The organism is Nocardioides sp. Iso805N (genome assembly GCF_000364605.1).
Lineage (GTDB): Bacteria > Actinomycetota > Actinomycetes > Propionibacteriales > Nocardioidaceae > Nocardioides.
In genome coordinates this window covers 1-25,465 of the sequence record NZ_KB822589.1, presented here as the reverse complement: position 1 = coordinate 25,465, position 25,465 = coordinate 1, and the positions used below count along the sequence as shown (strand labels likewise).

Here is a 25,465-nt window from a genome sequence, read left to right as displayed (position 1 = left end):
CCTCGGGCGGACTTGGAGAATGAGGCCATGCTGACGATCAGCGAGCTCGCGTCGTACGCCGGCGTCACTGTGAGAGCGGTCCGGCACTACCACGCCAAGGGACTGCTCCCCGAGCCCGAGCGCGACCGCTCCGGCTACAGGCGGTACGACGCCGCCGCGGCGGTCGACCTGATCCGGATCAGGACGCTGGCCGATGCCGGCGTACCGCTGGCGCGGGTGCGACAGCTGCTGGCGGCCGACGAGGAGGACTTCGCCAGGGCTGTGGAGGAGATCGACCGCCGGCTGCGGGCCGAGATCCGGGACCGGCAGCGCTCCCGCGAGCGGATCGCCAAGCTCGCGGCCGGCGACAGCCTCGCCCTGCCGCCGGAGGCCGTGGCCTATCTCGGCCGGCTGCGAGGGATCGGCGTACCCGAGGCGATGGTGGACGCGGAGCGCGACGCCTGGATCCTGGTCGCTGCCCAGCTGCCCGGGCGGATGCCGTTCTACATGGAGCTGAAGGAGCAGCAGCTCGCCGACCCGGGCGTCCGGGAGCTCTACCGCGACCTCGCGGAGGTGATCGGCTGGGGCGCCGACGATCCGCGCCTGGCGGGCGTCGCCGACCGGCTCGCCGCGCAGTTCGAAGCGATCCCAGCGTCGGCCTGGGACGAGGAGGCCCTGCCCGCCGACCTCGCGGCGCTGCTGGACGCGGTCTTCCTCGACTCCGTCCCGGCCGCCCGGCGGTTGCTGGCGCTGCTCGAGGAGCGCGGCTGGACCGGCTGGACCAACATCCGGCCGGTGGCGGGGAGCTCGGCGCCGACTGGACCCCACGACCGGCGCGGGTCATCATCGATGGTGTGACGCCGTGCCGGCGTCCCGGACGAGGGCGTCGTACCCGGTCAGCGACAAGACGACGCCGATGGAGATCCTCGTCATGTACGACGTCATTCAGATCCTCGGCTCGGTCCTGATCCTCGCCGCGTTCATCGCGGCCCTCGGCGGCCGGCTGCAGCAGTCCGGTTACGCCTACCTCGCGGTCAACGCGATCGGCTCAGCGGCCCTGACCGCGACGGCCGTGATCGGCCGCGAGTGGGGCTTCATCCTGCTCGAGGGCGTGTGGGCCGCCGTCTCGATCTACTCGATCGCGCGGAAGCTGTCGGGCGGCTCGGTCGTGACCCACGCCTAGGTCGTCGCCTGTCGCTCAGGTCGCGAAACGGTGAAGATCGCCCGCAGCGGCGTCCGTTCCAGCGTCGCGATCAGTCGGATCAGTGGCCCGCGCGCGGGCAGCCACCCGCCGAGCATGATGGCGGAGCTCAGCACCACCGCACCGATGACGTCGTGGGGATAGTGCTGACCCAGGTAGACCCGGGAGAAGCCCTCGACGGCGGCGAGCGCGAAGGCGACGAGGCCGAGCTTGTGGTTGACCAGCCACAGACCCAGCGCGAGCGCCACGGCCACCGTCACGTGGTCCGAGGGGAACGAGTAGTCCGTGGTGCCCGGGCAGGCCTGCACCGTCGTCAGGGCGATCGTCCGGCAGGGCCGGGCCTCCTGGAAGACCTGCTTGAGACCCAGGCCGGCCACGATCGAGAGCACCGTCCCGAGGCCGAGCCATGCCACGGCGGCCATCGCCCGCCGATCGGCATGCGCACGGGCCGACCACCAGGCGAGCACCGCCAGCGCCGCCAGCGCTGCGATGCCGACCAGCGTGTAGACCTCCATCGGCCGGTGCAGCCAACCTGAGTGCTGCGCGAACGAGTTGACCGCGCGGTACCAGCCGTCGTCGATCGTCATGACGGTCCGGGCGGGTGGGGCTGTTGCCGAAGGCACAGGGGATGGTCCTCTCCGAGGTGGGTGGTGGTCAGGCGCGCTGCGCGAAGTCGGGGAGACGGATCTCCTGCTCGGCCCGCGGCGACCCGATGAAGCTGGCGCCGTCGGCGGCGACGGACGCCGCGAGGGTGTAGCCCTGTGCCCGGATCGCTTCGCGACACTGGGCCTTGGCCGACTGCTCGTCGTCCGCCCCGGGCGGACGGCCGCAGACGCCGTCTGCGGGAACGTTGCTCCGCGCCAGGAAGCTCTCGATGCGCTGCAGACCGTGGGCGTAGGAGCGCCCGGTGACGTAGAAGACGCCGTAGCCCAGGGCGTGCGCCGTCCGCACGAACCGGACCGAGCGGGGGACGAGGGTCCCGACCCCTGCGAAGTGGGTCTGGACCATGACGTCGTCGATGCCCATGATCACCGCCAGGCGTTCGTCCGGGCCTCGGTGATCCATCCGGCGGCGCAACCATGCCTCGGCTCCACGGCCGCCGTCGACGTCGGCGTACGCGGTGTCGACGGCACGCAGCCAGGAGACCTCGTCACGGGGCGCCCGAGGCATCTGCTCCTCGGCCACGCGCACGCTCGAGGGTCCTGACGCCCCGCCCGTCGGACCGGCGAGGTCGACATCGACCGGTCGGGCTACAGCGCAGGCAGCAAGGAGTACGGCGCCTGCCGCAGCGGCCGTCGCCGCGCGCAGTCGCAGGACGCGCCGCGAACCGGCACGCCCGGGGTGGGGGTTGCTCACCGTGCCAGTGAAGGCGGGGGGTCATGCCACGAACCTGATCGCCGCCGCAAACCACCGGATCGCCCGGTGCACGGTCAGACCCTGTGACCTCTGTCGCCTGGCAAAGGGGCGATTCGCCCGGTACGAGGGAGGGTGAGGATGCCAGGATCGGGTTCGATCGATGCTCGAGCGACCGATGTGATCACGACGAGATGAGAGCCGATGACCACCTCCACCGAGGCGCCCACCCGATCGGCGGCCGCGCGTGCTGTCGACGCTCGCAAGACCTACGGGACCGGTGAGGCCGCGGTCCACGCCCTCGCCGGGGTGACGGTCGACTTCCCCGAGCACGAGTTCACCGCGATCATGGGCCCGTCGGGCTCCGGCAAGAGCACGCTGATGCAGTGCGTCGCCGGACTCGACCGGTTGACGTCGGGTTCGGCCTACATCGGGGACACCGACATCTCGAAGCTGAACAAGACCCAGCTGACCCTGCTGCGGCGGGATCGGCTGGGGTTCATCTTCCAGCAGTACAACCTGATCCCCTCGCTGACGGCGAAGGAGAACATCCTGCTCCCGCTCACCTTGGCCGGGACCAAGGCGAACGACGCGTGGTTCGACGAGATCATGCGGACGGTCGGTCTCCAGGACCGGCTCGGCAACCTGCCGAGCCAGCTGTCCGGAGGCCAGCAGCAGCGCGTCGCCGTCGCGCGTGCCCTGGTGCCGAAGCCCGACATCATCTTCGCCGACGAGCCCACCGGAGCCCTCGACTCGCGCACCGGCATCGAGATCCTGACGTTCATGCGCCGTGCCGTCGACGACACCGGGCAGACGATCGTGATGGTCACCCACGACCCGCACGCCGCGTCGTACGCGAACCGGGTGCTCTTCCTCGCCGACGGCCAGATCGTCGACTCGATGGATGACCCGACCGCCGATCGGGTGCTGGACCGGATGAAGCAGTTCGAGGGCTGAGCCCACATGATCAAGCTCGTCCTGAGCAGCGTGCGGCACAACCTCGCGCGCTACCTGGCCACCCTCGTCGCGATCAGCGCCGGCGTCGGCTTCTTCGTCGCCGTCAGCGTGATCTCCGACGGCATCATCTCCTCGCTCGATGGCAACGTCGACGCCCAGTACGGCACCGTCGATGTCGCTGTCGTCCCCGATGACACCACCACGGTGGCGAGCACCGGCGCCGAGCCTGAGCCGCTGAAGCTGCCACAGTCTTCGGTTGACCACCTGCTCGCTCTGCCAGGTGTCGACGGCGGCGCCGGCATCCTGACCGCCCCGGTGGCGTTCCAGGCCGAGGACGGCAAGCCGTTCGCGACCTCGGCGACCGGCCGGCTGTGGATCACCGACAAGGAGCTCAATCCCCTCACCGTCACCGAGGGCAAGGCACCGACCAGCAGCGGTCAGATCGCGGTCGACCAGGGGACGGCGGACGACCAGCACCTGAAAGTCGGCGAGTCCCTCACCTTGCTGACATTGGCCGGCAAGCAGAAGGTCACGCTGGTCGGGATCACTGATTTCGGCGACTCCGACGCCCTCGACACCGGTGGCACGGTGTCCATCAGCGAGCCCGACGCCTTCACCTGGCTCAACAACGGCCAGCAGGAGTACGCCTCGTTCTACCTGCGCGGCAACGACCCCAGCACGCTGGTGGCTGAGGCGGGACAGGTGATCCCGGACGGATTCAACGTCCAGACGGGCAACGAGTTCCGCCAGGACCAGCGGGATGCGAACGGCTCCTTCGCCCAGGGGCTGAAGAAGGCGTTGCAGGCCTTCGCGGTGCTGGCCCTCCTGGTCGGCGGGTTCGTCATCTACAACACCTTCAGCGTCATCGTGGCCCAGCGGCTGCGCGAGCTCGCCGTGCTCGCCGCGATCGGTGCCACCCCTCGACAGCTCAAGCGCTCGCTGCGGCTCGAGGGGGTCGTGCTGGGGATCGTCGGGTCCGTGCTCGGCGTGATCACCGGATACCTCCTGACGCTGGCGCTGGAGGGCGTCCTGAAGGCGACCGGCAACACCTTGCCGGGTGGTCTGTCCGTGAGCACGTCCACCATCGTCAGCGGGCTGCTCCTCGGCACGATCATCACGGTGTTGTCGGTGATGATCCCGGCCCGCCGGGCCGGCCGGACAGAGCCGATCGAGGCGATGCGGGAAGCGGCCACCGAGTCCGCGTCGCTGGGACGCACGCGCGGCATCGTGTGTGTCGTCCTCGGTGTGCTGGGGCTGGTCGCCATGCTCGCCGGGTCCAGCCTGGCCGTCATCGGCCTGGGTGTCGTCGCCTTCGTGGCATCGGTCTTCGTCGGGGCGCCGTACCTCGCGCGGGGTGGTGCCCGCGCCGCCCGACCGCTGCTCGAGCGGTTCGGCATCGAGGGCCGACTCGCTGTCGACAACTCGGTCCGGAGCCCGAAGCGGACCGCCACCACCGCGAACGCCCTCCTCATCGGCGTCTTCCTGGTGACGCTGGTCGCCGTAGCGGGGGCCAGCATCCGCGACTTCGCTATCCAGCAGGTCAACGACCTGCAGTCGGCCGACTACGTCGTGGTCAGCACCGGCGGCACCATCGACCCGGCCTTCGTCGCGAAGCTGCGCGACGTGAAGGACGTCAACGAGGTCGTCGCGTTCCGACGTGAACCCGTCACCATCGACAGCAAGGCCTCGATCGCATCCGCCGGCGACGTCGCGCAGATGGCGAAGATCGCCAGCATCAAGGCGGAGAATGGGAGCCTGGCCGACCTGACCACCGGCACCATCGCCGTCCTCGACACCGGCGAGGGCAAGGTCCCCGCCGTCGGGAGCACGGTCACGGTGAAGGACAGCCGCGGCAAGGACGTCCAGCTGCGGGTGGTCGCGGTGCTGGCTCCGACCCAGGACACCGGTCAGACGGGCAGCATCATCGACGAGCACACCTTCGACTCGCTGGTGGGCGACGTCGCACCCACCGTCGCGTTCGTCGACATCGCCTCCGGTGCGCAGGGGAGCACGAAGGACGCCATCCAGAACCTCGCCGACCTCCGTCCCGACATCACCGCGCAGGAGGGCAACGCGGTCGGCAAGCTCATCCGGAGCGTGTTCGACTTCCTGATCAAGGCCGTCACCGGACTGCTGCTGATGAGCGTGGTCATCGCTCTGATCGGCATCATCAACACGATGTCGCTCTCGATCCTCGAACGCCGTCGTGAGCTCGGGCTGCTCCGGATCATCGGGATGACCGACAAGCGCGTACGACGGATGGTCACCTTGGAATCGGTGCTGATCTCGCTGCTCGGCACCCTCGGCGGCATGCTCACCGGCTTGGTGGTCTCACTCCTGCTCGTGCTGTCCTTCAACCGGCTGAGCCAGGCCACGATCACACCGAGCATCCCGTGGGTGGAGCTCATCGTGATCCTGGTGCTCGGCGTACTCCTGGGTGTCCTGGCAGCCCTGCTCCCGGCTCGGCGCTCGACCAGGATGGAAGTGCTGGACGCCATCGCGGCCAGCTAGAGCTCAGTCGCTGGGCGACTGTGGTCCGGCAGGCCGACCACGCCACCGTCGTTGGAGGCCCACACCTTCATGGCGAACTCGTCGAAGGTCAGGCCGGCCACTTCCAGCCTGTCCACCACGCGCCTGGCACGCAGAAGCGCCGCGTGCTCGTTGTAACGACACCGAAGAACGAACTGAGCGTCGCAGAGGGCGGCCTCGCGTTCGTCCTCCCACTGAAGCGCGATGTTGAGGCACCTGTCCCCGCGCCGGATCGCCCACCCGTTCCCAGCGTCGACCACCGAAAGGCACCAACGCTCCTTGGCCGCACTGTCGAGGTCGTGAAAGCCGGACGGGCGGACGGTATAGGCGGCAACGCGATAGGTAGGCCCCACCGGCGCCTGCACGGTCAGGTCATCCTGCTCAGGGCGCTCCTGCTGTGCGCTGGGGGAATCTCGGTCCCACCCACGCCAGAGCCGCCTGTCCACGAACGCCGCAGGCGACTTGCTCTTGAAGAAGCGCGGCTGCCGGGGAGCCCCACCGCCCAGGGTGTTCACCGCAACGCCGATACGTCGAGGAGGGCGTGGATCTCGCCTGCGGGAGCCGGACGGCCGAGCAGGAAGCCCTGCGCCATCGGCACCCCGATCTCGCGCAGGCACGTGAGCTGCTCGGCGAGCTCGACACCTTCGGCGATGACCTGCAGGCCCAGAAGGTCGCACATGTGTGCCACGCCCTCGAGCAGGCGGCGACTTCGGTCATCGGAGGTTGCGGCTGACACGATGCAACGGTCGATCTTGACGACATCCACGGGAAGGTTCTGAAGGTAGCTGACGGAGGCCTGGCCCGCCCCGAAGTCGTCGATGGCCACCTTCACCCCCCGTGCGCGCAACGCCTCCAGCTGACGGACGGCGCCAGGGAGATCGTCGATGGCAGCCGATTCCGTGACCTCGAGCTGCAGGAGATGCGGGGGCAGTCCCGCATCGCCGAGGATCCGGTCGATCATGGCGACCAGCCGCGGCTGCGCCAGCGTGGTCGCCGACAGGTTCACCGAGACGTAAAGGGGCTGTGCGCCGCTCTGCCAACCACGGGCTGCGGCGATGGCCCGGCGAAGGACGTATTCGTCCAGGTGTGCGATGGCACCGGTTCGTTCAGCGGGTGGGATGAAGATGCCGGGGCTCACATACCCTCCGGCGGACCCGCGCCAGCGGGCGAGCGCCTCCAAGCCAGTGATCCGGTCGTCTTGCACCCGACAGATCGGTTGGTAGAAGACTTCGATCTCGCCGCGCTTGAGTGCCCGAAGCAGCCGTGCCGACGCCATGGCATCCAGCAGTCGGCTCCGAAGCGTCGCTTCGGGGTTCTCGACGAGCAGCGCGATCAGGACCCCGATCATCAAGAAGATCCCGAGTCGTGGGATCCATGCGTCGGGCTGTTGGGCGATGCCCAGGGAGACGTCGGCGGGCAGCAGTGGTCCGCCCAGCACGCCCGCGGCCACAGCCACCACGGCCGTCGCGCGCCAGGTGAACCGGACCGCGGCCAGGACGATCGCGACATAGAACAGGTGCGTCCCCGCGCTGTGCGATCCGCCGATGGCGAGGCACCCGGCCCACGCGCCGCCGAGAGCGGCCATGATCGCGGCTGTCGCGCGAAAGGGACGTGCTTGGGAGTAAGCCGCGCAAATGCGGGCACTTTTGGCAGCAAGGGTGTCGGCGGACGTGCCGAGACGCGCTGCTACTCCACCATCCGTAGGTGGCCGACCCGGCCGCCCGTCGCTCTCCGACACGTTGCCCTCCCGCATCTCACCTGGGCTGCCTGCGCCTGACCGAGTTTTCGGAATCCTCGGCACGAGGATGACGCCGATGAAGCGCCGTGCCGACCACCTCGGCGCGGTTCTGCGCATTCCGGCCACCAGACAGCGCTGGGCGGATCACCAAGCGCCCCCGCGCCTGGCCGAGTCGCCTAGCATGACCTCCGAGACAGGGCGTCCACCCGAGCGTCGAAGAGGCCGAGGAGCGCCGCCGTCGACCTGGGACAGGGCGCTATCGCCTTCGGCGCCGAGCCCAGGACCGTAGGGAGAAGCACCATGAGCACCGCTGCTGCCGGGAGCTGCGGGCCCACCTGGGACGAGACCGACCCATCGCTGGCGACCGTCATTCGCAGCACGACCGACGACCGCGATGAGGCCGAGAGGGTCGTCACCGAGCTCTACCTCCCGAACCGGCTCGACCTCTCCGGGGGTTCCGCACGTCTCGGTATGGAGGTGGCCGGCCTGCGTCTGGGTGCGCTCACTGTCGGCCGGCTGACCTACGGCCGCCGGGTCCATCTGCGCACGGCCGACGCCGAGGAGGTCCATGTGAACATCCCGCTGCGCGGCCGGGTGGGGTCGAGGCGCGGGAGCAGCGAGCCCGTGACGACGGGTCCTGGGGAGGGCCTCGTGTTCTCACCGGGCGCGCCCGCCGAGATGTCGTGGTCGGCGGACTGCGAGCAGTTGTGCCTGATGATTCCGCAAGCCAGCCTGGAGGCGGAGCTCGAGCAGCTGCTCGGGCGCCCCCTCAGAGGTCGCCTCACCTTCGACTTCACCCCCACCGACCTGCAGAGCCCTCTGGGACGCCGCTGGCGGACGGTGCTGAACCTCCTCGTGGACGAGCTCGACCACCCCACGGACATGTGCCGGAACACCCTCCTCGGTAGACACCTCGAGAGTCTCGTGTGCGACGGCCTGCTGCTCGGTCAGCCGCACAGCCACAGCGACGCCGCGACCGGTGACCGTCCCGTCAGGCTGAGCGGAGCGATCAGGCACGCGGTGGAGCTGATCGAGGAGCGACCGTCCGAGCCGTGGACGACGGTCCGTCTTGCCACCGAGGTGCACCTGAGCGTACGTGCGCTGCAGGAGGGGTTCCGTCGAGACCTCGCCGTGCCGCCGATGAGATACCTGCGCCAGGTACGGCTACGTCGTGCGCGAGAGGTGCTCCAGGCGGCCGACCGCGATGCGACCACTGTCGGCGCCGTCGCCGTCGGCCTCGGGATCCTGCACATGGGCCGCTTCGCCGCCTCCTACCGGGAGGCGTTCGGTGAGTCTCCTTCGGAGACGCTCAACCGCCCGATCTGAGGCCGAGGACATGTCTTCGCGCCCCTTGCCTCCCGGCGCGTGGGATCCGACACTCGCACTATGACACCGCAGGGTCGGAACCGTCTGCGCGGCCTGGCCGCCTCCCCATGAGCGACGGCGGCGAGGTCGCGATCGGACTCATCTCGGCACCGGGTGCGGCGACGGAGCTGGCACCGACCCTCGCCGTCGATCTGCAGGCCGAGTTGGCTGTGCACCTGCCCCACGTCCGATGGCGCGTGCCGACGGTTGTCGACGCGCTCGTGCACCCGCCCGCCGACGACGCCACTCTCGTTGCCGCGGCGAGGGGCCGGCTCCTGGAGGAGGACTGGGACCTGGTCGTCTGCCTCACCGACCTGCCGCTGAAGGCTCAGCGGCGACCGGTGGTGGCTCACGCGAGCCCTCTGCACGGCGTGGCTGTCGTATGCCTACCAGCGCTCGGCGCCGTCGGACTGCGTCGACGCACTCGTGACACGGTCGTCGGGCTCGTACGCACCTTGCTCGGGGACACCGAGGAACAGGCACTCTCGGGAGGTGTTCCTGGGCTTGGACGCCGCGCCCGGGAGCTCGGCAGGAGCCAGCAGCCGGAGGGCGACGGCAGCATGAGGTTCACCGCCCGGGTGATCAGCGGGAACGTGCGACTTCTGATCGGAATGATCCGGGCCAACCAGCCGTGGAGACTGGCCATCGGACTCTCGCGAGCACTCACCGCCGCCCTGGCAGCGGGGGTGTTCGCCCTCGTGACCTCCGACATCTGGCAGCTCAGCGGAGCGCTGGGCTGGATCAGGCTCTCGGCGATCGCGGCGGGGTCTGTCGCTGCGATCACCGTCGCGCTGATCGGCGGGGCTGGTCTCTGGGAACGCACGTCGGATCCGGTCGATCGCAAGCAGGTCACCCTCTTCAACGTGGCGACGACGGCGACGGTCGTCCTGGGGGTGCTCTTCCTCTACGCCGCACTCCTGCTGCTCGCACTACTGACCTCACCGGTGCTGGTGCCGTCACGACTGCTCGAGAACGGTGTCGGGCACGGTGTCGGTTTCGGGGACTACCTGAAGCTGGTGTGGCTCGCCAGCTCCCTCGCGACGGTGGGGGGCGCGCTCGGCGCTGGTCTCGAGAGCGACGAAGCCGTCCGGGCGGCCGCTTACACGCACCGGCACGACCGCCGCCAGGAGGTCACCTCGGGACAGGGTGGTGGAGAGCGACCACCGTGAGCTCGACGCGGGTGTGGATGCCCAGCTTGAGGTAGATGTGCTTGAGGTGGGCGTCGACGGTGTGACGTGAGAGCACCAGCAGCGTGGCGATCTCCTGGTTCGTCAGGCCGGTCACCACGTGACCAGCGATGCGTTGCTCCGACACGGTCAGGGCATCCCAGCAGTCACGTGCGATCACTCGCCGTCGTCGGCCCTCCGCGCCCGCCTGGTGAGGCTGAGGCTCCCCAGGCTCCGTGGCACCGACGTGACCCGCGCCGACCTGGTAGTTGGGATTGACCAGCACAGTGCCGTCCACGAGCACCGTCTCGTGCGTGGTGAGCACCTCGCCCAGCATCTCCGCACCGAAGCGGTGCAGGTCGTACGCGCACATGACCACCGCGGACGCCTGCTCCACCAGCTGGTCGACGGCCGCCTCGTAGCACACGAGGTCGTGCATCGCCCGCGGCTGCCGCAGGAGCCAGCCCATCTCCACCATGACGCGCAGGACCGGGAACCCCGCCTCGGCCGCACAGGCTGCGCTGTCGGCCAGGAACGATGTCGTTCGGTCCTCGGAGAATCGCCCTGCCTGAAGGCAGACGTCCGTGGCGCAACGGACATCGCAATAGCGGCTCTCGCCTGCGTCGAGGACGTTCCCGGCGCTCGACCGCCTCATCGAGAGCTCGAGCACCGGCGCCGCTTCGAGGTGGTCCACCAGGAACAGGCACCTGTCCCCGTGCTGCAGCCCCTCTCGCTGGAAGGCGAGCCGACCCGTGTCGCACTCAGCCGGCCCTGAGTAGAGGGCGCACAGGTGGGTCCCCACGGACATGTCGCTCTCCCTCGGAGGTCCGATCCTCAGACGCAGCGCACACAAGGTGCGCCCGTGCCGTCCCTCTCTTCGATGCTACGCCGCCTCTGCTCGACCGAACCCGCTGACGGCCCTGCCCGTGGCTCCGAGATCCGCCTCGCGACTAACCCGTTCACGGGATGCCGTCCGGTCCCTCATGAAGCATCGTCGGGAGTGGGAAACATCCAGCGAGAGGAGCGGGTCATGGGCAGAGCTGTCGGTATCGACCTCGGTACGACGAACTCGGTGATCGCGGCGATGGACGGTGGGCAGCCGCAGGTCATCCCCAATGCGGAGGGGAATCGGACGACCCCATCTGTCGTCGCGTTCCTCGAGACGGGTGAACGGCTCGTCGGTCAGATGGCCCGACGCCAGGCGATCTTGAACCCCAAGGGGACGATCTACTCCGCCAAGCGCTTCATCGGACGCGCGTACGACGAGGTCGCGAGCGAGACCAACGCGGTCTCCTTCGACGTCGTCGCCGGTCCCGACGGCGCCGCGCGCTTCGAGATAAACGGCAAGCTCTACGCACCGGAGGAGATCTCCGCGCAGGTGCTGCGCAAGCTCGTGGACGACGCTGGCAAGTTCCTGGGCGAGCGGGTCACGGAGGCGGTCATCACGGTGCCCGCCCACTTCAACGACGCGCAGCGCCAAGCCACGAAGGACGCCGGACGGATCGCGGGACTCGAGGTTCTCCGGATCATCAACGAGCCCACCGCCGCGGCGCTGGCGTACGGGATGGACAAGCTCGAGAACGAGACCGTGCTGGTCTTCGACCTGGGCGGTGGCACCTTCGACGTCAGCATCCTCACTGTCGGCGAGGGCGTCGTCGAAGTCCTGTCCACCGCGGGTGACACCCACCTCGGCGGCGACGACTTCGACCGGCGCATCGTGGATCACCTCGCCGAGGAGTTCAAGAAGTCGAACGGCATCGATCTGCGCGACGACCCCCAGGCCCTGCAGCGGCTGTTCGAGGCCGCGGAGAAGGCCAAGGTAGAGCTCTCGGCCGTCACCCAGACGTCGGTGAACCTGCCCTTCGTGACCGCCGACGCCTCCGGGCCCAAGCACCTCAACGTCAACCTCATGCGATCGACTTTCGACGAGCTGACCCGGGACCTCGTCGAGCGGTGCCTCGACCCGGTCAAGCAGGCGATGGCGGACGGGAAGGTCACCACCGACGACATCGACGAGGTGATCCTGGTCGGCGGCTCGACCCGGATCCCGGCCGTCCAGGACCTCGTACGCCGGCTGACCGGCGGCACGGACCCGAACATGACCGTCAATCCCGACGAGGTCGTGGCCGTCGGCGCCGCCGTGCAGTCCGCGATCCTCAAGGGAGACATCAAGGACGTCCTCCTGCTCGACGTCACGCCGCTCTCGCTCGGCCTGGAGACCCTCGGCGGCGTGATGACCAAGGTCATCGAGCGCAACACCACGATCCCGGCCCGACGTACCGAGGTCTTCAGCACCGCCGAGGACAACCAGTCCGCCGTGGACGTGGTGGTCCTCCAGGGCGAGCGCGAGCGCGCGAGCGACAACCGGGTCCTGGCCCGGTTCCGGCTGGAGAACATTCGCCCCGCGCCCCGCGGCGTGCCGCAGATCGAGGTCACCTTCGACATCGACGCCAACGGGATCCTCAACGTCTCAGCGCGGGACAAGGACACCGGGGCCGAGCAGAAGGTCACGATCAGCGAGACGTCCAACCTCAGCCAGACCGACGTCGAGAAGATGGTTGCCGATGCCGAGGCCCATCGCAGCGACGACACGGCGCTCCGGGAGCTGGTCGATGCACGCAACGAGCTCGACTCGGTCGCCTACCAGGTGCAGCGCAGCCTGGACGAGGCGGGAGACGCGGTGGCCGAGCACGACCGCGCCCGGGCGGAGATGCTCGTCAGCGACGCACGCACGGCGGTGGAGCAGCAGGAGGCCGACATCGACCGGCTCCGTGCCCTGACGGGCGAGCTTCACCAGATGGCTCAGGCCCTGGCCGTCTCGAGCGCCTCGGGTGCCCAGCCGGCGGGCGCTGACGAATCCTCGCCGACCTCGAGCGCAGACGCCGGGGACGACGACGTCATCGACGCCGAGTTCACGACGCACTGATCGCCGCCATGTCCGAGTCGCAGACTCCCCAGGTCGAGGACAGCGCCGTCGACGGTCCCGGCGGCGGCCGCGACGACGGCCCCGACAATGGCCCCGACAATGGCCCCGACCCGCTCGAGACGGCGACGCAGAGGGTGGCCGAGCTCGAGGACAGCTGGCGGCGTACGGCCGCCGAGCTGGACAACCAGCGCAAGCGGACCGCGCAGGAGCTCGCGCGGGTCAGGAAGCAGGAGCGTGCCCAGGTCGCGGCGGCGTGGCTGCCGATACTCGACAACCTCGAACGCGCCCTCGAGCACGCGTCCGCCGAGCCGAGCCAGGTGATCGAGGGCGTCCGAGCAGTTCTCCAGCAGGCCCACGCGACCATCGGCGGCCTCGGATTCCCCCGCCGCGACGACGTCGGGAAGGCCTTCGACCCTGCCGTCCACGAGGCCGTGGGCACCGTGGCCGATGATCAGCTGGTGCCCGGGACGGTGGCCGAGGTCGTCCGGCCCGGCTACGGGACCGACGACGAGGTCCTGCGACCGTCGGCGGTCGTGGTTGCCACCAGGAGCACGTGATGGCGCGGGACTTCTACGAGGCCCTCGGCGTCCCCCGCACCGCCGACCAGGCCGAGATCCAGCGGGCGTTCCGTCGGCTGGCTCGCCACCTCCACCCCGACGTCAACAAGGACCCGGGCGCCGAGGAACGGTTCAAGGAGGTCTCCGAGGCCTACGACGTGCTGTCCGACCCCGATCAGCGCAAGCGGTACGACGCGTTCGGCGAGGACTTCCGCCGGGTCTCGCCCGATGCGGACCCCGACGCCCAACGCCGCTCCCGTGCCTACGCCGGCGCGGGTGCGCGACCGGGCGGCGGTGGCGTGCGCTTCACCGACTTCGGCGACGACGTGGATCTCGACGACCTCCTGGGCGGAATCTTCGGCGGCCGGGGCCGCGGCCGGGGCGGGTGGGGGCCGATCCCGGGCTCCGACCACGAGACCGAGATGGAGGTCACCGTCGACGAGGCCTTCCACGGCGCCAAGCGGAGCCTGACGATCACCGGCCCGGACGGTCCGCGCACCATCGACGTCAACATCCCGGCCGGGGTCGTGGACGGCCAGCGGATCCGGCTGCGCGGCCAGGGCGGCTCCGGCACAGGCGGGGGCGACTCGGGCGACCTCTACATCATCGCCCGGATAGCGCCGGACCGCCGCTACCGGCTCGTGGGCCGCGACCTGTACCTCACGCTGCCGCTCGCGCCCTGGGAAGCCGCCCTGGGCACCGAGGTCGACGTCGAGACCCCGGCGGGCAAGCTCACGGTCACGGTGCCGGCGGGTACGTCGAGCGGCCGTCGGCTGCGACTGGCGGAGCAGGGGCTGCCCAACCGCCGGGGCAAGCGAGGCGACCTCTTCGCCGAGGCCCAGATCACGGTGCCCGAGAAGCTGACCACCGAGGAGCGCCGGCTCTTCCAGCAGCTCGCGAGCATCTCCAGCTTCGACCCGAGGAGCAGTCGATGAACGTGTCCACCCGCTACGCCCTCGCACGGCCCTACGTCTTGAGCCTCGACAGCTACGCCCGACTCACGGGTGTGCATCCTGAGCTGGTCCGCCGGCTGGTGGCGATGGGTCTGCTCGAGATCAGCCGTGATGCCCAGGGCCGGCTGTGGTTCGACCTGACGCAAGTGCGGGCGATGGCCCGGATCCAGCGACTGCACCTGGGGCTGAACCTCAGCTACGCGTCGCTCGGACTGGTCGTCGACCTGCTCGACCGGATCACCGAGCTCGAGCGGTCATCGCCGCGCCCGCCCCTAGGAGGAGAACCTCGATGGACATGAACCGCCTGACCCAGAAGTCGCAGGAGGCCCTGCACGACGCCCAGACCAAAGCCCTCCGCTTCGGTCACAGCGAGGTCGACGGCGAGCACCTGCTCCTCGCCCTGCTGGACCAGACCGACGGATTGGCCGGACCGCTGCTGAGCCGGGCCGGCAGCGACCCCGACCGACTGCGCAAGGCACTCGAGGCCGAGCTGGAACGACGTCCACGCGTCACGGGCCCGGGCGCCTCGCCGGGTCAGGTGTACGTCACCCAGCGCCTCTCACGGCTCCTGGACGACGCCGACAAGGAGGCGCGGCGGCTCAAGGACGAGTACGTCTCGGTCGAGCACCTCGTCGTGGCGCTGCTCGACGAAGGCTCCGAGTCGGCCGCGGGCCGCCTGATGCGGCAGGAGGGCCTGACCCGCGACAGGTTCCTGACCGCACTCACGGAGGTCCGCGGCCACCAGCGCGTCACGTCCGCCACGCCGGAGGGGACCTACGAGGCCCTCGCGAAGTACGGACGTGACCTCGTCGCAGATGCCGCCGCGGGACGGTTGGAGCCGGTGATCGGCCGCGACGCGGAGATCCGGCGTACGGTCCAGATCCTCTCGCGCAAGACCAAGAACAACCCCGTGCTGATCGGTGAGCCCGGTGTCGGGAAGACAGCGATCGTCGAGGGCCTGGCCCAGCGCATCAACAACGGCGACGTACCCGAAGGACTGCGTGACAAGACGGTCTTCGCGCTGGACATGGGTGCGCTGGTCGCGGGGGCGAAGTACCGCGGCGAGTTCGAGGAGCGCCTCAAGGCGGTCCTCAACGAGGTGCTGAGCGCCGACGGCCGCATCCTGCTGTTCATCGACGAGCTCCACACCGTTGTCGGCGCCGGCGCCGCCGAGGGCGCGATGGATGCCGGCAACATGCTCAAGCCGATGCTCGCCCGTGGAGAGCTGCACATGATCGGCGCGACCACCCTCGACGAGTACCGCACCCACATCGAGAAGGACGCCGCGCTGGAGCGCCGCTTCCAGCCCGTGACCGTCGACGAGCCGAGCGAGGAGGACGCCCTGTCGATCCTGCGCGGGCTGCGCGAACGGCTCGAGGTGTTCCACGGCGTCAAGATCCACGACGGCGCGCTGGTGGCCGCGGTGACCCTGAGCCACCGTTACATCTCCGACCGGTTCCTGCCCGACAAGGCCATCGACCTGGTCGATGAGGCGTGCGCGATGCTGCGCACCGAGATCGACTCGATGCCGGCCGAGCTCGACGAGCTCACCCGCAGGGTGACGCGCATGGAGATCGAGGAGGCGGCCCTGTCCGCCGAGGACGACGCGGCCAGCAAGGCTCGGCTCGAGGAGCTGCGCCGTGAGCTCGCTGACCTTCGGGCCGAGGCGGGCGCGATGCGCGCCCAGTGGGAGGCCGAGCGTACGGCGCTCCGCGAGGTTCAGACCCTGCGCCAGGAGCTGGAACAGGTGCGCCAGGAGAGCGAGCAGGCGGAGCGGGAGTACGACCTGAACCGGGCCGCGTCGCTGCGACACGGACGGCTTCCGGAGCTCGAACGGCGCCTCGAGGCGGCCGAGGCGAGGCTCACCGGCAAGCAGGGCAACCGACGCCTCCTCCGCGAGGTCGTCACCGCGGAGGAGATCGCCGCGGTCGTCGCGCGGTGGACCGGGATCCCGGTCAGCCGGCTCCAGGAAGGCGAGCGGGACAAGCTGCTCCGCCTCGACGACGTGCTCCACGAACGAGTCGTGGGCCAGGACGAGGCGGTCGACCTGGTGGCCGACGCGATCGTCCGGGCCAGGTCGGGCATCAAGGACCCCCGCCGTCCGATCGGCTCCTTCGTCTTCCTCGGCCCCACGGGTGTCGGGAAGACCGAGCTCGCCAAGACGCTGGCCGCGGCCCTGTTCGACACCGAGGACAACATGGTCCGCATCGACATGAGCGAGTACCAGGAGCGTCACACGGTCAGCCGCCTCGTCGGTGCCCCGCCCGGCTACGTCGGTTACGAGGAGGGCGGCCAACTCACCGAGGCGGTCCGGCGCAAGCCCTACTCCGTGGTCCTCCTCGACGAGATCGAGAAGGCCCATGTCGACGTGTTCAACACCTTGCTGCAGGTCCTCGACGACGGCCGGCTCACCGACTCCCAGGGCCGCACCGTCGACTTCCGCAACACCGTGGTGATCATGACCTCGAACATCGGGTCCGAGTATCTGCTGGACGGGGTGACCGCGGACGGCGAGATCACGGACGAGGCCCGCAGCCTCGTGATGGGCTCGCTGCGCAGCCACTTCCGGCCGGAGTTCCTGAACCGCATCGATGACATCGTCCTGTTCAAGCCCCTCACCCTCGCCGAGATCGAGCGGATCGCGGACCTGCTGCTCGACGACCTGCGGACCCGTCTCGCGGACAGGCGGATCACCCTGCACGTCACCGAGTCGGCCCTGCGGTTCATCGCCGCCCAAGGCTTCGATCCGGCGTACGGCGCGCGCCCGTTGCGGCGATTCATCGCCCGTGAGCTGGAGACCCGGCTCGGCCGGGCACTCCTGCGCGGTGACGTGCTCGAGGACGGCTCGGTCACCGTCGACGTGGCCGATGACCAGCTCACGGTGACGCCGACCAGGGACCACGACGAGGCGAGGGCAGTCGCATGAGCACAGCCACCGAACGCGCACGCGCCGGGGTCGTGGTGTGCCCCACCTGCCAGACCAGGAACCGGGTCGCGCCGGTCGCCGTCGGGGTACCCCGGTGCGGCCGGTGCCAGTCGCCGCTCCCCTGGATCGTCGCTGCGCTCGACGACGACTTCACCGCCGTCGTCGACGAGGCGACCGTCCCGGTGCTCGTCGACGTCTGGGCACCCTGGTGCGGGCCCTGTCGGATGGTCAGCCCGGCTCTGGAGCAGCTCGCCGGCGAGCTGGCGGGCCGGCTGAAGCTGGTCAAGGTCAACGCGGACGAGGCACCCGAGGTGAGCCGGCGGTTCGAGGTGCAGGCGATCCCGACCCTGGTCCTGCTCGACCGCGGCCAGGTCATCGACCGGCAGACTGGAGCCGCACCGGTGAGCGCGTTGCGGTCGTGGCTGATGGACAAGCTCCCCCAGGAGCCGACGTGACCACGTCGCCGGGCCTACCCGACCCCCACCTCGCCCTGGTGCGCCCGGTGTCGCCTCGCACCAGCGGCTGCGAGGAGTGCCTCCGGCTCGGCACTCCGTGGGTGCACCTACGGCTGTGCCTCACGTGCGGCAAGGTCGGGTGCTGCGACTCGTCACCGATGCGGCACGCGCGAGCTCACGCCGCCTCATCAGGACACGCGATCGTGCGCTCGCTCGAACCGGGCGAGGACTGGAGATGGTGCTATGTCGACGACCAGTACGTCTGAGCAGGAGGGGCCGGCACGACCCGAGACGCCGGACGTGTCAGGTGCCTACCCGAGGCTCACCGATGAGCAGGTGATGACGCTGTCGCGGTTCGGCACCCGGCGACGGGTGCCCAAGGGGTCGGCGCTCTTCTGTGAAGGAGACCGCGACTGCGACTTCTTCGTGATCCTGGAAGGTCTGGTCTCGGTGCGGCAGTCCGACCGCGAATCGCAGCTCATCGCGGTGCACGGTCCCGGACGATTCCTCGGCGACCTGTCGCTGCTCACCGGGCAGACCATCTACGTCACGGCCATCGCCGAGGAGGACGCGGAGGTGCTCGCCGTCTCCGTCCAGCGACTCCAGGAGGCGGTCCTCGAGGATCCCGTGCTCGGCGACCTCATCCTGCGAGCCTTCCTCGTACGTCGCAGCCTGCACGCGGGCACCGGCGCCGGCCTCCGCATCGTCGGTTCCCGGTACTCCTCCGACAGCCGGCGGATCCGGGACTTCGCAAGTCGGAACCGGATCCCGCACCGCTGGGTCGACCTGGAGGAGGACCCGGAGGCCGAGGGCGTCCTGCGAAGGCTCGGTGTCACGCCTGAGGAGACACCGGTGGTGATCTGGAAGGGCGAGCACGTCCTGCGCAATCCGAGCAACGCCGACCTCGCGACCCTCATCGGGTTGCGCGCCGCTCCCGCCCGCGACGCCTACGACCTGGTCATCGTCGGCGCCGGTCCGGCCGGCCTCGCGGCGGCGGTGTACGGCGCGTCCGAGGGTCTCTCATCGCTCGTCCTCGACGCGGTGGCGACCGGTGGGCAGGCCGTGACGTCGTCCCAGATCGAGAACTACCTGGGCTTCCCCGCGGGCATCTCCGGAGCCGAGCTGGCGGACCGGGCGGTGGTGCAGGCGCGGAAGTTCGGTGCCAGCTTCATCGTCCCCGGCGAGGCGGTGTCCCTCCGCGACTCCGAGGGCTACCACGTCATCGGACTCTCCGAGGGAGAGGACGTGACGGCGCACGCTGTGATCCTGGCGACCGGGGTCCAGTACCGGCGGCTGGACGTGCCCGGCCTCGATCGCTTCGAGGGCAGCAGCATCTACTACGCCGCGACCGAGTCCGAGGCGCAGATGTGCGGCGGCGACCCCGTCACCGTCGTCGGCGGTGGCAACTCTGCCGGCCAGGCTGCCCTGTTCCTCTCCCGCCGGTCGTCGGCGGTCAACCTGGTGATTCGCCACCACGAGCTGCATCGCGACATGTCGCGCTACCTGGCGGACCGGATCGAGAGGACTCCGCGGATCCGCGTCTGGCGAGACTGCGAGGTGCACCGGCTCGAGGGGGACCTGGCCCTGGACTCCGTCGTCCTCAAGGAGGTCGAGGGCGACCGGACGCACGTCGTCAAGAGCTCGGCGCTGTTCGTGCTGGTCGGCTCGAAGCCGCGCACCGCCTGGCTGGAGGATCGGATCGAGCTGGATGAGCGCGGATACGTGCTGACGGGGGTGACCAGTCGGTGCGGCACGTTGTTCGAGACGGACACGCCCGGAGTGTTCGCCGTCGGTGACGTCCGTAGCGGCTCGGTCAAGCGCGTCGCCTCCGCGGTCGGTGAGGGCGCCATGGCCGTGCGTCTCGTCCACGAGTTCCTCGAGAGTGCAGGTCGGCGGTGAACAAGCCCCGCGGCCCGGCGCGTCGGCGGTCGCCTGGCAGGGGGCCTGAGGAGTGCCGACGCGGGCAGGCAGGCTCCTGCCTGCCTGCCCCGAGCGGGCATCGCTCAGGTCAGTGGATGTTCGCGCCCAAGGCGACGTTCCAGCCGGCGCCGTTGCGGGCCAGGCCCATCAGGAGGATGGCCGCCCACTCGAGGACGTAGGTGCCCTCGGGTCCGCCGGTGTCGAGCGGCCGCATGCCGAGGCTCGTGACGAACTCAGCGAAACGCGCCCGTGCCTCGGGGCTGCCGCCGGCGAAGAGCACATCCAGCGGCGTGGCCTCGGCCAGGACATCGCGGAAGATCGTGTTGAAGGCCTTCACGACGGGCGTGCCAGCGGGCGCGGCGGCGGCGATCTGCTGGGAGACCGAGCTGCCCTCGCTCGTCACGATGCCCGTCCCGTCTGCGTTGAACGGGTTGGTGATGTCGACCAGGATCTTGCCGGCGAGCGCCTCGCTGAAGTGGGTGACGACGTCGACTGCGCCCTGGTGGAGCACGGCCAGGACGACGATGTCACCTGCCGGGATCGCGCCGTACGTGCCGACGACCGCGCCGTTGCCGATCTGGTCAGCGGCGGCCTGGGCATGGGCCTGGTTGCGGCTCATGATCTCGACGGTGTGGCCGCTCCGGGCCGCTCGCCCGCCGATCGCGGTGGCCATGTTGCCGGCGCCGATGATGGTGATGGTGCTCATGAGAGGTCCTGTTCTGGCCACTGGGTGGTCGGTTGAGAGGGCGGCGATTGCCGCTCCGGCTTCAAGGTCTCAACGGAGGCCCCCCTCACCTTATTCCGGAGGGGTACCTCATTTTCGCGCGGATCGAACCGGAGGTGTGCCTCCACATCGCCGGTAGAATCGGAGACATGAGTGCGAGCGAGGTCGAGCAGCGGCCGCTGCGCCGCGATGCGCAGGAGCGCCGCGACCGGCTGATCGGCGCCGCCCGCCGCGAGTTCGCCACGCACGGCGTGGATGCCTCCCTGGAGAAGATCGCACGCGAGGCCGGCGTCTCTATCGGCACGCTCTATCGCCACTTCCCGACGCGCATGGACCTGCTCATGGCCGCCTTCCGTCCGCGGCTGGAGGAGTTCATGGACGGCGCCACCAGGGCGCTGGCGATCGAGGATCCGTGGGACGGGTTCGTCTACTACCTGGAGAACCTCTTCGCCACGCAGGCCGGCGACCGAGGCTTCAACGACTTCCTCTCCCGCCGTTTCACCGACAACGCCGAGACCGAGCGCATCCACGACCAGATGTGTCGCCATATCGAGGACGTCCTGGCCCGCGCCCAGGATGCCGGCAAGGTGCGTCCCGACCTCAGCCAGGCCGACATCGTCAACCTCATCTGGTCCAACGGCCGGATGATCGATGCCACCACCACCACGGCGCCGAACGCCTGGCGACGCCACCTCTACCTCATGCTCGATGCCTACCGCGCCGAGCGGGCCCACCCGATCCCCGAGCCGCCGATGACCGACCAGCAGCTCTACGACGCCATGGTCCACCTCAGCCAGGCGGACTGAGTAGCCCTCGGCGCCCCTGACCTCGACCATTCGGGGGTTGGTGCCAGGTGCCCTGGGTCTGGATGGCGACCACGGTGAACCAGAGCGTCAGTGCTTGCCCGTACGTGACTCAGCCGCGATCTCCCTGGTTCCGACCGGCCGACCATTCACCCTCGGTCGGCAAGGTGGACTGACCGGCCCTCCAGGCCATGAGCTGCCTGATCACCAGCGCCGCGACCTGCCACAGCACGTAAGGAATCCCCACCATCACGCCCAGCACCACTGAGATGGCTACCGCAGACGCCCACCCAACGTCCCCCAGCTCGTGATCGGACAACACCCCCAGGAACACCAAGAGCCAGGCCGCAATCCAGGGAGCGAGCCAGGTGAGAAGCTCCTGCCGCCGGCTGAGCGTTTCACTCGCGTAGACCGCCGCGAAGAAGACACTGCACACCACGACGTACGCCGCCCCGATCGGGCCCAGACTCAGCACACCAAGCCCGCCCCACAGGAATGTCGTCAACAGCAGCCACAGGACCCCTGACACCAGGTTGCTGACCAGAACCGCACCGTCGAGCCGCCGCCAGACAAGGCGCCCCACGTAGCTCTGTATGCCCGAGCTCACATCATCTCCCAGCCCAGCGAACACGCCTATCGGCCTCTGTCTTCCAGATCGTTCGGCTCACGAATGCGAGTACCTGCCCCATCACGGAGGTGATGCAAGCTATGGACACCCAACTCGCTTCCAAACGAATCGCACGGGGAGGACTTTGGCGGCTCTTCGGATCTAAGCGTGGGTGAGTTGCGGGGTTCCGGCGTGGCGTAGCCGTTGGGAACGAGACGAGGTCTTCAGGATCAGGAGCGACCAAGCAACCTGAAGAACTGAAGACCTCGACATGACGCACTGGACGTGCGGCCGTGGCCACCAGTGGTGTCCGCGCGCCGATCTGCTGCTGGGCCTGGACGGCCTCCACGTCCTCGATGTCGACCGCAGCGCGGACCGGCTCGTGATCACGGTGGAAACCGACGCGGTGTTGGCCGGCTGGGGACGAGGTTCGATGCCATCGACACGTAGACGACGTAACGACCGTCCGGGCTGATGGAGGGCTGGGCTGATGGAGGGCTGGCCCGATGCCGCGTTGCCCGCGACACCGTTGGCCGCCGACACGACGCGGGTCGTCTTGGTCTTGCGGTCCCACAAGGTGATCTGCGAGGCATCAGTGGGACCGGAGGTGAACACGACGTAGCGACCGTTGGAGCTCATCGAGGGCGCGTCCACCCCAGCGGCTGCCCTCGAGACCTGCACTGTCTTGGCAGGTGCTACGGCGTCGGCGCCAAGAGTCACCGAGAAGACCGCCGAGACAGCCACGGCAGAGAGGGAGAGAAGTGCTGCTACCGCGAGCCGAGAGCGGTGTGTCGTCATGGCAGGAACATACGCTCCGGTCAGGAAGATTTCAGTTGGTTGGCGACTTGCGCGATGCGCAAGGTCGGACGCTATCTGGGCGAGCTCAGACCCCGCTGGCCGCGCTCGCCCCGGCGGAGCTGTCCACGCGAACACTCAGATCCGTTCGAACATTCATTTCATAGCCAGAATGAAATGTTCTCTGCATCTCGACAACTGTCGAGATGCAACGAAGATTGACGAGGCTCCCGCGTCCTACTTTGACGAGATGACAGCGCCTCGGCGAGGCCGTCAAAGTAGCCCTGCGCCGGAGCGGCGGGCGGCAGACCGCCTTGGACGCAGCCGCGCCCAAGGTGGCTGACACACATCGCCTATAGGAACGTGGCTTCCTCCCACAATCATCGCTCGCCGTGGCACGTCCGTCGGGCGTGGCCAGCGATCCCGGCGCGGCCCGACGAGCCTGTTGTCAGCCACCCATAATGCAGACCTCCGTGCGTCGCCGCCTCCGGAAAGCTGCCGCCGTTGCCTCATGACTGACTGCGTGCGAGAGTGCTGGTGACCGACATCAGCGACCCCGTAACCCCCGGAGAGTGATGACGATGACAGACGAGGGTGCGACCAGCCCCAGCCTTCAGTCCAACGACTCCGAGTTACCTTCCCCCGCTCCACAGTTCGCGGCCCATTTCACCGATCCGATCTATGAGGACGTCTCGAACGACGTCGCCCCGTTCGGCGGCGACGAGGGCTGGGACATGCTGCACACGTGGGACGAGCGGCGAGATGAGCTTGGCCCGACGTCGACAGTGGCGGACGTGCTTGAAGACGATCCGGCGGAGCTTGTCGAGAGCGGGGAGTTCGACGACGCGGTCGCTGTCCGCGCCGCGGGGTTCGTACTGCTTCGCCTGACTGGCCATATCGACGCAGCCGGCAAGCGAGCCACGCTCACGGCTTTGGACCAGCTGATCGATTTCTACCGCGGTGCGCCGGAGCTGTCCCGACAGCGTGAGGATCTGGACACCTGGGTCGAATAGGCCAGGAGGTTTGTCACGATACCTTCGACCGGCCCGATGAGGGCTTGTCAGGGATCTTTTCCAGGAGCTGGCGCACCTCGTTCATGACGTGGGCAGCTTCGGTATCGCCGGCCTCGGCGGCGTCCGACATATCGTCGCCGTGGGGGACGCCACGCGGGATGACGGCGTGTATCCGGGTGGTGCTGGACCACTCAATCTCGCGTTCCGCAGGGTCAGGTGAAGAGGGCCCGAAATCGACGGAGACGTCGAGCTCTCGAAAGCCGTATCGAGTGCGCAGGCCGATCCATTCTTGACTTTGCGAGCAGAACACGGCGTGACGACTCAAGTGTGTGAGAAACATGCTATTCGAGAATGGCCAGCGGAGATGGGTTCCGCCCGCCTCGTCGATGTACATGTTGATCGAGATCCACGGGCTTCCGTCTCGCCTGAGGGAAGCGAGATCTTTCAGGGACCGTGAGCCCGAGGGCTGAGGTGCCGCAGTCCGCAGCACCTCAGACAAGGCCTCCTCGAAGGTCGTTTCGAGCGGCACCGGAGTTTTCGCCGCTTGCGGGTTGCCCACCAACCTGTCAAAGAAGCGTGGGCCAGCCGGAGCGAGGACGACCGACTCCACGGCTGCGCGAACATCTCTCTCGGTCGGCTCGTGGTAATAGTCGCGGAAGAGTTGTTCCATCCGTGTTGTGAGGCCGCTCTCTTCGGCCGTTCGATGGAAGGAGCGCAACTCTGTTCGGAATACCTCCACGCCTTCATCGCCGAAAGAGGCGATAAAGTTTATTGCGCCTTCAACGTCTTTACGGCGGGGCGATCCGACAAGGGAGGCCACAATCCAAAATGTTTTCACCGGACATCCGATCCTTGCCTGATCGCTATGTGCAGATATACGAGTTATGCCCAGGCGGGCATTCGTGATACGTTTTAAGGTAATTGCCAATGAGGGTCGCCTCGAGAGCCCTCGCTTCCCATTTGCTTAATCCACTCTTAGGCTTCTGTCTAGCCCCCAGGTTTTGGTCCACTCGAAGTGGAGCTCCCGGTCAATCGAGAGGTCCCAGAAGACGTCGTCTTCTGGTCCAGCAAGAGTGTTGGTAGTCAACGACACCTGCCCCTCTCACTTGCCGCCTGATCTGTCGTAGGCGGCTGCGTCGCACAGTATGCCGCGAACGCTGCCGGGGTGCGCATGCCGATCCCCGAGTGGGGCCGGAACTCGTTGTAATGCTTCACCCAGGCGCCGATCACGACCTTGGCTTCGGTCAGGGAATGGAACGACTCGCGGTTCAACAACTCCTCGCGCATCGAGCCGTTGAACCGCTCGATGTACCCGTTCTGCTGCGGGCTGGCCTTCGCCACATGCACGGGCGTCACGCCGACCTCGCGCAGCCATTCCAGCAGGCCAGTAGCGATGAACTCCCGGCCGTTGTCCGAGCGGATCATCCCCGGGGCACCGTGTTCCTCGAACAACCGGGCCAGTTCGTGCTTCACGCTCTCAGCGCCGATGGAGTAGCCG

25 protein-coding genes and 1 riboswitch are annotated in these 25,465 nt (G+C 68.7%); of the genes, 16 read left to right on the top strand and 9 right to left on the bottom strand.

The window, feature by feature from the left end; translation table 11 throughout:
* The first annotated feature begins 27 nt into the window (after positions 1-27).
* Together H036_RS0120255 and H036_RS23935 are read left to right on the top strand one after the other, a co-directional pair.
* Complete coding sequence (locus H036_RS0120255; RefSeq protein WP_017936640.1) at positions 28-837, top strand: MerR family transcriptional regulator; 810 nt, start codon at positions 28-30, stop codon at positions 835-837.
* Positions 833-896: riboswitch (guanidine-III (ykkC-III) riboswitch) on the top strand. It overlaps the preceding gene by 5 nt.
* Positions 896-1,162, top strand: coding sequence for a CBU_0592 family membrane protein (locus tag H036_RS23935; RefSeq protein WP_157417710.1), 267 nt, complete (start codon positions 896-898; stop codon positions 1,160-1,162). Its footprint overlaps the riboswitch before it by 1 nt.
* Here the strand turns inward: H036_RS23935 and H036_RS23930 are convergent.
* Together H036_RS23930 and H036_RS0120240 are read right to left on the bottom strand one after the other, a co-directional pair.
* Positions 1,159-1,767, bottom strand: a complete 609-nt coding sequence (locus H036_RS23930; RefSeq protein WP_017936638.1) for a phosphatase PAP2 family protein — start codon at positions 1,765-1,767, stop codon at positions 1,159-1,161. The two genes, H036_RS23935 and H036_RS23930, sit on opposite strands and share 4 nt — an antisense overlap.
* A gap of 67 nt (positions 1,768-1,834) precedes the next feature.
* Positions 1,835-2,536: a hypothetical protein gene (locus H036_RS0120240; RefSeq protein ID WP_157417708.1), complete on the bottom strand. Its 702-nt coding sequence runs from the start codon at positions 2,534-2,536 to the stop codon at positions 1,835-1,837.
* A 201-nt stretch (positions 2,537-2,737) separates the two neighbouring features.
* On the opposite strand from H036_RS0120240, the gene H036_RS0120235 reads away from it, so the two are divergent.
* Both H036_RS0120235 and H036_RS0120230 read left to right on the top strand, forming a co-directional pair.
* Entirely contained in the window at positions 2,738-3,490 is a 753-nt protein-coding gene (locus tag H036_RS0120235; protein WP_017936636.1) for an ABC transporter ATP-binding protein, read from the top strand.
* A gap of 6 nt (positions 3,491-3,496) precedes the next feature.
* On the top strand, positions 3,497-6,001 hold the full coding sequence (locus H036_RS0120230) for an ABC transporter permease (RefSeq protein ID WP_017936635.1): 2,505 nt from the start codon (positions 3,497-3,499) through the stop codon (positions 5,999-6,001).
* On the opposite strand, the gene H036_RS0120225 is transcribed toward H036_RS0120230, so the two are convergent.
* Positions 5,998-6,534 carry a hypothetical protein gene (locus H036_RS0120225; RefSeq protein ID WP_017936634.1) on the bottom strand — a complete coding sequence of 179 codons (537 nt, stop codon included), beginning with the start codon at positions 6,532-6,534 and terminating at the stop codon, positions 5,998-6,000. The two genes, H036_RS0120230 and H036_RS0120225, sit on opposite strands and share 4 nt — an antisense overlap.
* Positions 6,531-7,604: an EAL domain-containing protein gene (locus H036_RS0120220; RefSeq protein ID WP_017936633.1), complete on the bottom strand. Its 1,074-nt coding sequence runs from the start codon at positions 7,602-7,604 to the stop codon at positions 6,531-6,533. The genes H036_RS0120225 and H036_RS0120220 overlap by 4 nt, the downstream gene beginning before the upstream one ends.
* Positions 7,605-8,057: 453 nt before the next feature.
* Between H036_RS0120220 and H036_RS23925 the strand changes: the two genes are divergently transcribed.
* On the top strand, positions 8,058-9,083 hold the full coding sequence (locus H036_RS23925; RefSeq protein ID WP_017936632.1) for an AraC family transcriptional regulator: 1,026 nt from the start codon (positions 8,058-8,060) through the stop codon (positions 9,081-9,083).
* Positions 9,084-9,190: 107 nt separating this feature from the next.
* Positions 9,191-10,291, top strand: coding sequence for a hypothetical protein (locus tag H036_RS0120210; protein WP_017936631.1), 1,101 nt, complete (start codon positions 9,191-9,193; stop codon positions 10,289-10,291).
* On the opposite strand, the gene H036_RS0120205 is transcribed toward H036_RS0120210, so the two are convergent.
* Positions 10,254-11,096 carry an MEDS domain-containing protein gene (locus H036_RS0120205; RefSeq protein WP_017936630.1) on the bottom strand — a complete coding sequence of 281 codons (843 nt, stop codon included), beginning with the start codon at positions 11,094-11,096 and terminating at the stop codon, positions 10,254-10,256. The two genes, H036_RS0120210 and H036_RS0120205, sit on opposite strands and share 38 nt — an antisense overlap.
* Before the next feature lie 222 nt (positions 11,097-11,318).
* On the opposite strand from H036_RS0120205, the gene dnaK reads away from it, so the two are divergent.
* From dnaK to H036_RS0120170, 8 genes are read left to right on the top strand one after another with little or no spacing between them, the layout of a single operon-like run.
* Positions 11,319-13,214, top strand: coding sequence for a molecular chaperone DnaK (gene dnaK, locus H036_RS0120200; protein ID WP_017936629.1), 1,896 nt, complete (start codon positions 11,319-11,321; stop codon positions 13,212-13,214).
* A gap of 8 nt (positions 13,215-13,222) precedes the next feature.
* Positions 13,223-13,771: a nucleotide exchange factor GrpE gene (locus H036_RS0120195; RefSeq protein WP_017936628.1), complete on the top strand. Its 549-nt coding sequence runs from the start codon at positions 13,223-13,225 to the stop codon at positions 13,769-13,771.
* On the top strand, positions 13,771-14,706 hold the full coding sequence (locus H036_RS0120190; RefSeq protein ID WP_017936627.1) for a DnaJ C-terminal domain-containing protein: 936 nt from the start codon (positions 13,771-13,773) through the stop codon (positions 14,704-14,706). Before H036_RS0120195 ends, H036_RS0120190 begins: the two co-directional genes overlap by 1 nt.
* Positions 14,703-15,023, top strand: a complete 321-nt coding sequence (locus H036_RS23920) for a chaperone modulator CbpM (protein WP_017936626.1) — start codon at positions 14,703-14,705, stop codon at positions 15,021-15,023. The genes H036_RS0120190 and H036_RS23920 overlap by 4 nt, the downstream gene beginning before the upstream one ends.
* Complete coding sequence (gene clpB, locus H036_RS0120180) at positions 15,014-17,650, top strand: ATP-dependent chaperone ClpB (RefSeq protein ID WP_017936625.1); 2,637 nt, start codon at positions 15,014-15,016, stop codon at positions 17,648-17,650. The genes H036_RS23920 and clpB overlap by 10 nt, the downstream gene beginning before the upstream one ends.
* Positions 17,647-18,105 (top strand): thioredoxin, encoded by a 459-nt coding sequence (gene trxA / locus H036_RS0120175; protein ID WP_017936624.1) that lies wholly within the window; start codon positions 17,647-17,649, stop codon positions 18,103-18,105. The genes clpB and trxA overlap by 4 nt, the downstream gene beginning before the upstream one ends.
* The gene (locus H036_RS26140) at positions 18,069-18,371 is read left to right on the top strand and encodes a UBP-type zinc finger domain-containing protein (protein WP_332308806.1); all 303 of its coding nucleotides are present in this window, start codon (positions 18,069-18,071) and stop codon (positions 18,369-18,371) included. Before trxA ends, H036_RS26140 begins: the two co-directional genes overlap by 37 nt.
* Positions 18,349-20,004: an FAD-dependent oxidoreductase gene (locus H036_RS0120170; protein ID WP_026146204.1), complete on the top strand. Its 1,656-nt coding sequence runs from the start codon at positions 18,349-18,351 to the stop codon at positions 20,002-20,004. Before H036_RS26140 ends, H036_RS0120170 begins: the two co-directional genes overlap by 23 nt.
* Positions 20,005-20,113: 109 nt before the next feature.
* Here the strand turns inward: H036_RS0120170 and H036_RS0120165 are convergent, their stop codons facing one another.
* Positions 20,114-20,731, bottom strand: coding sequence for an NADPH-dependent F420 reductase (locus H036_RS0120165; RefSeq protein WP_017936622.1), 618 nt, complete (start codon positions 20,729-20,731; stop codon positions 20,114-20,116).
* A 167-nt stretch (positions 20,732-20,898) separates the two neighbouring features.
* Between H036_RS0120165 and H036_RS0120160 the strand changes: the two genes are divergently transcribed.
* Positions 20,899-21,555: a TetR/AcrR family transcriptional regulator gene (locus H036_RS0120160; RefSeq protein WP_017936621.1), complete on the top strand. Its 657-nt coding sequence runs from the start codon at positions 20,899-20,901 to the stop codon at positions 21,553-21,555.
* 109 nt (positions 21,556-21,664) lie between these two features.
* Here H036_RS0120160 and H036_RS0120155 read toward each other — a convergent pair whose 3' ends face one another.
* Complete coding sequence (locus H036_RS0120155) at positions 21,665-22,183, bottom strand: hypothetical protein (RefSeq protein WP_017936620.1); 519 nt, start codon at positions 22,181-22,183, stop codon at positions 21,665-21,667.
* A 1,352-nt stretch (positions 22,184-23,535) separates the two neighbouring features.
* Here H036_RS0120155 and H036_RS0120145 point away from each other — a divergent pair.
* A complete protein-coding gene (locus H036_RS0120145) occupies positions 23,536-23,967 on the top strand; it encodes a hypothetical protein (RefSeq protein ID WP_157417702.1) in 432 nt (143 codons plus the stop codon).
* A 13-nt stretch (positions 23,968-23,980) separates the two neighbouring features.
* On the opposite strand, the gene H036_RS0120140 is transcribed toward H036_RS0120145, so the two are convergent.
* Entirely contained in the window at positions 23,981-24,787 is an 807-nt protein-coding gene (locus H036_RS0120140; RefSeq protein WP_157417700.1) for a hypothetical protein, read from the bottom strand.
* 263 nt (positions 24,788-25,050) lie between these two features.
* A partial coding sequence (locus tag H036_RS26215; protein ID WP_017936616.1) for an integrase core domain-containing protein occupies positions 25,051-25,465 on the bottom strand: 415 nt, incomplete at its 5' end.